The 9,051-nt window shown below is 67.3% G+C and carries 10 protein-coding genes; 3 read left to right on the top strand and 7 right to left on the bottom strand.

Features of this window, described 5'->3' with window-relative positions; all coding sequences use genetic code 11:
- Positions 1 to 101: 101 nt before the first annotated feature.
- Together ACZ6YI_RS19615 and ACZ6YI_RS19610 are read right to left on the bottom strand one after the other, a co-directional pair.
- Positions 102 to 1,475, bottom strand: a complete 1,374-nt coding sequence (locus ACZ6YI_RS19615) for an FAD/NAD(P)-binding protein (protein WP_465780104.1) — start codon at positions 1,473 to 1,475, stop codon at positions 102 to 104.
- A gap of 47 nt (positions 1,476 to 1,522) precedes the next feature.
- Entirely contained in the window at positions 1,523 to 2,101 is a 579-nt protein-coding gene (locus ACZ6YI_RS19610) for a cysteine dioxygenase (RefSeq protein WP_440329719.1), read from the bottom strand.
- A gap of 159 nt (positions 2,102 to 2,260) precedes the next feature.
- Here ACZ6YI_RS19610 and ACZ6YI_RS19605 point away from each other — a divergent pair, with 159 nt between their 5' ends.
- Positions 2,261 to 2,551, top strand: coding sequence for a hypothetical protein (locus ACZ6YI_RS19605; RefSeq protein ID WP_440329721.1), 291 nt, complete (start codon positions 2,261 to 2,263; stop codon positions 2,549 to 2,551).
- A 69-nt stretch (positions 2,552 to 2,620) separates the two neighbouring features.
- Here the strand turns inward: ACZ6YI_RS19605 and ACZ6YI_RS19600 are convergent, their stop codons facing one another.
- Together ACZ6YI_RS19600 and ACZ6YI_RS19595 are read right to left on the bottom strand one after the other, a co-directional pair.
- A complete protein-coding gene (locus ACZ6YI_RS19600; RefSeq protein ID WP_465780103.1) occupies positions 2,621 to 3,280 on the bottom strand; it encodes an energy transducer TonB in 660 nt (219 codons plus the stop codon).
- A 265-nt stretch (positions 3,281 to 3,545) separates the two neighbouring features.
- Complete coding sequence (locus ACZ6YI_RS19595; protein WP_465780102.1) at positions 3,546 to 4,445, bottom strand: universal stress protein; 900 nt, start codon at positions 4,443 to 4,445, stop codon at positions 3,546 to 3,548.
- Between the two features lie 41 nt (positions 4,446 to 4,486).
- Here ACZ6YI_RS19595 and trhA point away from each other — a divergent pair, with 41 nt between their 5' ends.
- Positions 4,487 to 5,152: a PAQR family membrane homeostasis protein TrhA gene (trhA, locus tag ACZ6YI_RS19590; protein ID WP_465780101.1), complete on the top strand. Its 666-nt coding sequence runs from the start codon at positions 4,487 to 4,489 to the stop codon at positions 5,150 to 5,152.
- Between the two features lie 6 nt (positions 5,153 to 5,158).
- Here the strand turns inward: trhA and ACZ6YI_RS19585 are convergent, their stop codons facing one another.
- From ACZ6YI_RS19585 to ACZ6YI_RS19575, 3 genes are all read right to left on the bottom strand, one after another.
- On the bottom strand, positions 5,159 to 6,925 hold the full coding sequence (locus ACZ6YI_RS19585; RefSeq protein ID WP_465780100.1) for a DUF885 domain-containing protein: 1,767 nt from the start codon (positions 6,923 to 6,925) through the stop codon (positions 5,159 to 5,161).
- A gap of 71 nt (positions 6,926 to 6,996) precedes the next feature.
- Positions 6,997 to 7,479 (bottom strand): DUF456 domain-containing protein, encoded by a 483-nt coding sequence (locus ACZ6YI_RS19580; protein ID WP_440329728.1) that lies wholly within the window; start codon positions 7,477 to 7,479, stop codon positions 6,997 to 6,999.
- Entirely contained in the window at positions 7,479 to 8,249 is a 771-nt protein-coding gene (locus tag ACZ6YI_RS19575) for a DUF3298 and DUF4163 domain-containing protein (protein WP_465780099.1), read from the bottom strand. Before ACZ6YI_RS19575 ends, ACZ6YI_RS19580 begins: the two co-directional genes overlap by 1 nt.
- 95 nt (positions 8,250 to 8,344) lie before the next feature.
- Here ACZ6YI_RS19575 and ACZ6YI_RS19570 point away from each other — a divergent pair, with 95 nt between their 5' ends.
- Positions 8,345 to 8,995: an RIO1 family regulatory kinase/ATPase domain-containing protein gene (locus ACZ6YI_RS19570; RefSeq protein ID WP_465780106.1), complete on the top strand. Its 651-nt coding sequence runs from the start codon at positions 8,345 to 8,347 to the stop codon at positions 8,993 to 8,995.
- The last annotated feature ends 56 nt before the right edge of the window (positions 8,996 to 9,051 follow it).

Genomic DNA, 9,051 nt, shown 5'->3' with positions numbered 1-9,051 from the left:
GCCTGCCCCTCTGGGGGGGGGGGGGGTGGGGCGGGGGGGGGGGCGGGGGGGGGCCCCCCCCCCCCCCCCGCGCCCCCCCCCCCGCTCCCACCGGTGGTGCGCTATTTCGCGACCAGCAGGTTCGCGAGTGACTGCGCCTGCTTGCGGATCTCCGGGATCGCCGTGGATTCCCACAGGGTTCCACGCAGCAGGCTGCCGATGGCGAACAGGTTGCCGCGGGGCTTGCCGTTTCCGTCGAGCAGGTGGCCATCGGGTTGGGCGGCGAGGCCCAGACCCAGGCGATCCGGCGTCACCAGGTCGTCGATGACCAGCTGGCGCATGAGCGTGTGGTCCGTGCGCAGCGTGTCGGTATTCAGGCCGACCGTCTGGATAACGATGTCGTAGGTCTCTGTGACCGTTTCATCCGACCCGGTGAGGCGGCGGACGACGTCGAGGTCGCCATCCATGCGCAGTGAGACCGACTGCATGCGGCCGCGCAGGCGCTGGAGTTTGCCGGCGGCTTCCAGTGCGTGCACCTTCTTGTCGACCTGCGGCGGCATGCGGTGGCGCGCACGTTCCCAGGCCCAGCGGGCGTGGCGCAGGAAACGCCCGCGCTCACTGTCCGGCAGTGCCTGCCACAGGCCCTGCGTATGCGGACGCATGCCGTCGACCACGGTGCGCCAGTCATCGGCGTTGGTAGCCGCGTCCCGCAACTGGTGCAGCCAGCCGCGGATGTTCGGGTCGTCAAGCATCTGCTCGGCGAGTTCGTTGCCATCGTCGCCCGGAGCGGAAGCCGCGGCGAGGTGCGGTTCCGGCATATGCCCATGGCGCGACAACGCGGTGAACCGTGCCTGCGGCCAGCGCGCCGAAAGCTCGAGCACGACATCGACGGCGGTCAGGCCGAGGCCGATGACGAGTACCCGCAGCGGGCGGTCGTCGGCTTCCGCGGCGGCAAGGTACGGCCACGGGTCGGTGACGTAACGGCCGCTCGCCAGTGCCGCGTCGTCGACGCCGGCCAGCGGCCGCGGCGGAAGCGAGCCAATCGCAAGCACGGCGGCTTGCGCGTGGGCTTCCTCGTCGCCGTAACCGACGGTGACACCTTCGCTGGAGGGAACGAGCGACTCGGCGGAAAACGGAATGAGGTTGATATCGTGGCCGAGCGCCTTTGCGTTCTTCATGGCAGCGTCGACACGCGACTGCAGGAAGTCGCCGTACAGGCGACGGGGCAGGAAATCGGAACCCTTGACCTCCGGCTTGGAGGCCTGCGCGTATTCGAGGAAGCCACCGGGCTTGCTGACGAACATGCCCATGGACGCGGCGCGCACGTTGAGCAGGTGGCGGTCGGAAGGCGTGCCATAGGCGACGCCGCGACCCGGCTGCGCGCTACCCGCGAACCAGGTCAGGTGCAGTGGCTTGGGCGTCCTGCGTTCGAGGAGCTCGCTAACCAGCGTCGCCGCTGCCGCGCCACCGCCGATGATGGCGACTTTTTGAAACATGTGTTCTGGTCCTTCGCCCGTGGGTTGGGGTGAGGGCCGTGAGACCGTCAGGCCGTCAGGCGTCCCGCGATGATCGATTGCCTCGGTCGTGCGATCCAGTGTCCGGAGGGACCGGGCTGCTCATACGCGAGGTACTGTGCCAGATCACCACCGTACACGTGAAGCGTGAGCGCCGTGTCATGCCGCGACAAATTGCGGCAGCGATGGGCGTGCTCTTCGACGCCTTCGAACCAGGTGGCATCGCCGGGGCCCAGCCAGGTGCGGCCGACGCTACGCAGGGTTTCATCGGTGCCGTCCTTGAGGAACGACTCAACCTCGAGCGCGCCAGCGATCGTGGCTTCCAGGCCCCAGAGGCCACCGTGGTCGTGCACCGGGGTGGCATAGCCGGGCGGCCACGCCATGACCAGCACGCTCACGGCCGGCTTCGTCCGCTCGGCCAGCATCCAGCGCTCGAAGCCGCGCCGGCGCTCGCGCAGGGGGCCAAGGGCGGCCGTGACTTCGTCATGGCGCGCATGCAGGGCGCTGCCCAGCTCCCGGCCCATGGAGGCCAGGTCAGGCACCGCCACGTCCGAATGATCGAACGCGATGTCCCGCAAGGTTTTGATGATGGAAGAACGCTTACCCATGGAACGGGCCGCCCCCGTAAATCGACTGGCGCCAGTGGAGCATGCGACCTGTTAAACATGCGTAACCCCGGTCTTTCACCCCCGCTTTAAACCCTTTGCCGGGAGGCCGCATCGAACCTGTGCACCGCCCACCTGGCGGCCGATGCACGGAGACACACCATGCTTGTCCTGACCTCGCTCGTCGTCCTCTTCGCCGGTTTCTGGCTTGCCTTCGCCCTGGTGGGCGCTATGCTCAAGCTGGTCTTCGGCATCATCGGTGGCGTGTTCCATATCGTCGCCAGCCTGGTGGGTGCCGTGGTCGGCGGCGTGCTCATGCTGGCGATCGCCCCCGTCGTCGTGCTGGCACTGTTGCCGGTGCTGCTGCCGGTAGCGCTCCTTGTCGGCCTCGTCTGGCTGATCGCCCGCGCCAGCCGCAAGCCCGATGTCGTGGTCATGCCCGCCTCGCGTTGATCATCGCCCCTGTGGGAGCGCGCTTGCGCGCGATCGCGCGCAAGCGCGCTCCCACAACAAGGTCCGTCGCTATAACGAATGCAGGTCGAAGGTCACCGGGATTCGCGCCCACGCCTTCACGTGCTGCCCGTTCTGCACCGCCGGCTGGAACCGCCAGCTGCCCAGGACCTGGTTGCGCGCCGCGTCGTCCAGCACCTTGTGGCCACTGCTGCTTTCGACGACCACGTCGAGCGGCTTCCCGGCTTCGTCCACCAACACCCGCAACGTGACGGTCCCCTGCATGCGGCCGCGGATCGCCTGCTGCGGGTATTTCGGCGCGGGCGCCGAGACGTAGGCGAGGTTGGTTTCCACCGGCGCGGCTTCCGCTACGGGAGCGGCTGTCACGGGTGCCTCGACGACCGGCGGTGCCTGGATCGTTCCTTCATCGGACGTGGTGGTGACCGCTTGCGGTGGCGGCGTGACCTCGCGCACCTTGACCGGCGTCCTCGGCACGGCCTTTGGTACGGGCTTCAGCTCGATGTCGGGAACTGGCAGCGGTTTGGGCGGCGTGGGATGGCTGATCAGCGTGATGCTGGGCGGGGTGGGCGTGAACGTGGCGATCTGGGCGGCCATCGGCCGCATGACGGCGATGAGCGCGGCGGCGTTGAGGGCAATCGCCGCGCTCATGGCGGCGATGCGGACGGTATCCGGGTGAATGCCGGACAGGGCCTGCGGACGAGCGAACGACATGAGCGACCTCCTTCGATGTGGGTGAAGGTGCTGCGTAGTAGTTGCGTGTTGTGTGGGCGGGAACACGGCCAGTGGGGACTGGCGGGGATCGTGTTCAGGTCCGGGTCCAGATTAGGCAGGGTCCGAAGGAACTTGCAATAGTTTCATTTGGACGGCTATTTCCGTCAGCGCTGACCGAATGCCGCCGTCTATCGCGGGCAAGCCCGCTCCCACAAGAGCAGGCCAGCGTCTTTTTGTGGGAGCGCGCTTGCGCGCGATCAGCGCCTCAATGCGCGACAAGCATCGGAATATCGGACTGCATGAACAGGTACCGGGTGGTACCACCCAGCACCAGTTCCGAGAGCCGCGAACGCCCCCACGCACCCATCACGATGAGATCCGCGCCGGCGTCATGGGCGGTCTTCAGCAGTTCGGGGCCCGGGGCCGACAAGGCGCCCTCGTCGAGCTTGCGCACGTCGGCCTTCACCCCGTGTGTTTCCAGCCAGCCGCAGATATCCGTGTCGGGCAGGGCGCAGGTACCGATCTCCTCGTCACGGCTGCCGTCAATCACAGTCACCGTGCCGGCCTTGCGCAGCAGCGGCAACGCCGAACGCACAGCGAGTGCCGATTCCCGGCTGCCGCTCCATGCCACGAGCACGTTCTCACCGAGGCTTTCCACGGGCGCGGTATCTGGTACGACCAGCACGCCACGGCTGGCGCCGAACACGGTCCGCGAGACCACGCCGAAGCCGATGGGTGCATCGCCACGCATGGTCGAGGAGCGTTCCATCACCACGAGGTCATAGCCCGCCGACGCGTGCGTAAGGAGGGTGACGGTATCGCCGTTGCCGACGCGCCATTTGCCTTTCAGCCCCTGGGACGCGAGCAGGTCGGCCCAATCGGCGGAAACCGCGCGCGCCTCGGTGGCACGCTGGCGTACCGCGTCGAGTTGCATGGGCACCGCCTCGGGCACGGTGAAGGCCGCGGCGGGCATATCGACCACATGCAGCGCATCGAGCCGGGCACCGATGCGCGAGGCCATGGCCAGGGCGGCGCGGAGGCCGGCACCCTGCAGGGGCAGGCGCGGGACGTTGAGGAGGAGTTCGAGGGTCATGCCCGCATGGAACACCGGCTGGTGGCGCGAGGCAAGTCCCCGTTGCGAACGTTTCGCATCGGGGCGTGGCATGGGGTACCCTCGGAGACCACTTTGTGCACCGCGGAATAACCATGACCCTCGAAAGCGCCCACCCGCGCTACGGCTTTGGCGAAGAGCTGGCGAGCAGCGTGATCCACGGCCTGGGCATCGTCCTGAGCATCGCGGGGCTGGCGGTACTGGTCGCGTTTTCGGCCATGTATGGCGGCGGGACCCGCGCGGTGGTCGCAAGTTCGGTGTTCGGCGCGACGCTGATCCTGCTCTACACCGCCTCCACCCTGTACCACTCGATCCCCGGCGGCGTGGCGAAGCGCGTGTTCCGCACGCTGGATCACATCGCGATCTTCCTGCTGATCGCCGGAACCTATACGCCGTTCACGCTGCTGGCCTTGCCGGGCGCCTGGGGCTGGGGACTATTCGGCACGATCTGGGGCCTGGCCCTGCTGGGCAGCGCCGCGGAGCTCGGCCTGCTCAAGCGGTACCGCAAGGCGGCCGTGGTGATGTACGTGCTGATGGGCTGGGTGGCGATCGTCGCGATCGAACCGCTGCGTGAGAACGTCCAGACGGGCGGACTCGTGTTGCTGTTCGCCGGCGGCGTGGCTTACACCGCCGGCGTCCCGTTCTACGTCGCGCGCCGCCTGCCGTACGGCCACGCGATCTGGCACCTCTTCGTGCTGGCGGGCAGTGTGTTGCACTACCTGGCGATCCTGCTCTACGTCATCCCCGACGCCGGCCGCTAAGGCCGGTCACTTCTTTTTCTGTTGTTCCGGGATGAAGCGGGTGCGTACCGCTTCGGCCAGCAGGTCGGGTGGCAGCAGGCCCTGTGCGATCAGGAAATCATTGAAGGCCTTGCGGTCGAACTTGTCGCCGAGCTGCACCTGGGTTTCCGCGCGCAGCTGCAGGATGCGCGAGTAACCGTAGAAGTACGCGGTCGCCTGGCCCGGTGAGTTGAGCGTGTAGCGATCGAGTTCCTGGCGAGCCATGGGCTCGGAGAGGCCGACGTCATGCACGAGGATGTCGTGGGCGCGCTCGCGCGTGACCAGGCCCAGGTTCAACATCGGATCGAGGAACGCACGCGCGGCACGCAGCAGGCGGAACTGCAGGGCGATGAACTGGCCCGCCGGCGGCTCGTACGGCACCATCTCGGCTTCCGCATAGAGCGCCCAGCCTTCCACGTTCACGCTGTTGAAGGCGAACAGGCTGCGGGTCAGCGATACGCCTTGCTCGACCATGGCGGCGAACTGCAGCTCGTGGCCCGGGCGGCCTTCATGAGCGGTAAGCGTCCATGCGGCGGCTTCGAAGGTGAAGTCGTCATACATCTGCGAGGCGTCGCCGTTCGCCGGGGGATTGCCCGTCGTCAGCACGAACGTGCCGCGCTGCCCGGTGTTGTTGATGAAGGGCGGCGGATCCATGTGCGGCGCCGGCGTACGCGCGTTCTCCGCTTCCGAAGCCAGGCGCATCGCGAGCTCACGCTTGGGCAGTTCAACGATGCGCTGCTTGCGGATCGTGTCTTCGATCTTGCCGATCACCGTGTGGTAAGTCGGCACGACCTGGTCCTTGGCCAGCTGCTTCTTCTTCAGCGCTTTCAGCACATCGCGGTAGTCGCCATCGGGTAGGCCTTCGGCCTTTGCCACGACAGGTGCGAGCTGCTGCAGCGCGTACGAGGTTTCCATGAACTCGAGCTCGGCGCGGTCGATGAGATCACGCGGCGCGATATCCAGGCCGACCTGCTCGAGGTTGTAGGCGTACATCGGCTCGGGCAGGCGGAAATCGGTGCGTGCGCGTGGCACCACGGTCTTCTGCACCCAGGCGTTGTAATCCTTCAATTGCTTGTCGAGCGCGGTCATCGCCGCATCGGTGCCACTGATCTTCTTCTCGGCGAAGAGCTTGCGGATGCCATCGACGTAGCGCTGGGTGTTGCCCAGCTTCTGTTCGACATCGGCCTTGACCGGGCCGAGCAGCTTCTTGTCACCCAGCTTTTCCGTCGTGCGCGCCTTCGCCTCGTCGACCAGCGGCGTGCAACCCTTCGTCAGGCCCACATAGCAGTTCAGGCGCCCCAGTGCGGCCTTGTTCTGCTCGGGCGTGCTCTCCGCGTTCAGCAGCGAGAACTCGCCGCTGAAGATCATCTGCCCGGCGTCGAACCACGGCAGCATGTACTTGTCGTTGAGGTCGATGCCCTTGATGTTGCCATCGATCTGCTTGATGAGGATCTGCAGGTCCTGGTGGACGTTGGGATCCTTTTCCTCGGCCAGGCGCTTCTGCAGTTTCCCGCGCACCTCGACCAGCGCGGCGCGCTGGCGCTTGTCCACGTCGGGGCCGAGGTCGGCCGTCTTCTCGTCGTAGCCCTTCACGCCGATATCGGTGGCCGATTCGGGGCTGAACTTGGCCGTGAGGTCCAGCAGCAGCTGGGCGTCGGCGTTGCTGCGTGCGATCCAGGCCGGCTGGGCCGCTTCGGCATGCAGGCTGCCGACCGCGAACGTGATCGCGGCGGCAAGGGTCAGGCGTCGGAACATGGGCTTCTCCCCGGGTGAGTGTCCGGAGACTAGCCGGGACCCGGTGGGCTCGCCATGTGCCACCGGATGGGTCAGGCGAGCAGCAGCGCCACGCCCGCCATGCCCAGCATGAGGAACGAGATAACCACCTTCGCCAGCATGCCGACGAGCATGCCCACCCACGTGCTGACCCCGACATGGGCCGAGCGGAGGATGCTCTTGCCGGAGCTCAGCTCGCCCACCACGGCGCCCGCGAACGGCCCGATGATGAGACCGGGGATGCCGAAGAACATGCCCACCGTTGTCCCGATCCCCGCACCCCACAGGGCACGTGGCGTGGCCCCGAGCTTCTTTGCCCCGAGCGAGGCGGAAACGAAATCGAGCGCGACGCCGACGGCGCCGACGATGCCGATGGCGATGAGCCAGCCCCAGCCAAGGTGGTGGTACTCATCGACAGCGGCTGCAAGCCAGATGCCGCCAAAGATCATCGGGATGCCGGGGAGCACGGGCAGGATCGCACCGGCGATGCCGCCTACGATCAGCAACGCGGAAAGCAGGTACAGGCCGAACTCCATCAACGGAACGCCTCGCGGTATTCCGGCTTGAGCAGGGCTACAAACGCATCGCTGGGCACGTCCACCGCCTGCGGCCCGGCCACGTAGGCGGCCACCTGGTAGGGCGGGAAGATGAAGGTGAGGCCGTGCACCTTGTCGTCAGGCCCTGTCAGGAGGCTGAAAACGCGGTAGTGGTCCTTGCCCGGTGCCGTGCCTTCCTCGATCAGCCGCGTGTCGGATGCCAGCGGCTCGTCCTGGTCATCGAGCTGGGTGATCAGCTGGCGGCGTGCCTCGGAGGCGAAGACGTGTTCGGCGGCGTCCGGGTCGGCGAACAGCTCGCGGATCCCGACGACCCGGTCGGCTTCCTTGTCGAAGGTGAAGCTGTCGACGATCGGTGCCGGGTGGGCGCCACCGGTGAACGCCTGGCCATCCACCTGCACATTGATGAAGCGGTCGGTACGGGCCGAAATCGCGATATCCAGGTTCAGGTCCCACGGAATCTCACGCGCACGCGAGCGCGCGCCGGGGGCGTCCAGGCTATCGAGGAAGGCGCGCTTCTGCCCATCGACATAGCGATCGATGGCATGGCGCAGCGGGCCCGCTTTCGCCGGCAGGGTCGGGAGCGAAAGCTCCATGGTGTAGAGGCCATCCTGGCTGGAACGGTTATCCTTGTCGGCACTCGCCTGCGGCGGCGGTGGCGTTTGTCCGCCGTTCGTCCGGTCGGCGCCGTCGCGACAGGCGGCGAGCCCGGCGGTGGCGATGACCAGCGACAGGATGTGTCGCACCAGCATTTCGGCATTCTCTCCCTGCGAGGCTCGCATATTAGCGTAGACACCGCATGGCGCAGAGAGCGTCAACGTAACGAAGGAACAGCGTGCAGAACGCGATGACGGAAACCGTCACCCTGCTCAAGGCCGATGAACTCGGCCGCATCGAACGCGTGGAGCGCGATGGCGTCCTGCTGATCCGCCGCGATATCGCGGCCGCTCGCTGGTGGGCGCGCTGGTTCGCCCGGCGTGCGGCGGCGCGCGAGGCGCGCGCGCTGGCCCGGCTGGAGGACGTGGATGGCGTGCCGCGGCTGCTGGCGTGGAATGGCCGCGTGCTCGAGCGCAGCTACATGGCGGGTGAGCCGATGCAGGTAGGGCGGCCACTGGATCCAGCCTATTACCGCGATGCGCTGCGCCTGCTAGCCGTGCTGCACCGCCGCGGCATCGTGCATAACGACCTGGCGAAGGAACCGAACTGGCTGGTGCGCGAAGACGGCACGCCGGGCCTCGTCGATTTCCAGATCGCGTGGACGCGCGGGCGGCGTGGCGCGCTATTCCGCGTGCTGGCGCGGGAGGACCTGCGCCACCTGCTGAAGCACAAGCGCACGTACGCAGCGCATCGCCTGTCGGTGAGGCAGCGCAGCATCCTCGACCAGCCCGCGCCGCACTCCCGCCTGTGGCGGGCGACCGGCAAGCGCCTGTACAAGCTGATCGCCCGGCGGGTGTTTGGGTATTGGGATAACGAGGGGCAGGGCCGAATCCGCAAATAACGGAAACGCCTGTGGGAGCGCGCTTGCGCGCGATCGCGCGCAAGCGCGCTCCCACA

Source organism: Luteibacter sp. NPDC104163, assembly GCF_055584245.1.
This window is presented reverse-complemented; position numbering and strand designations above follow the sequence as displayed.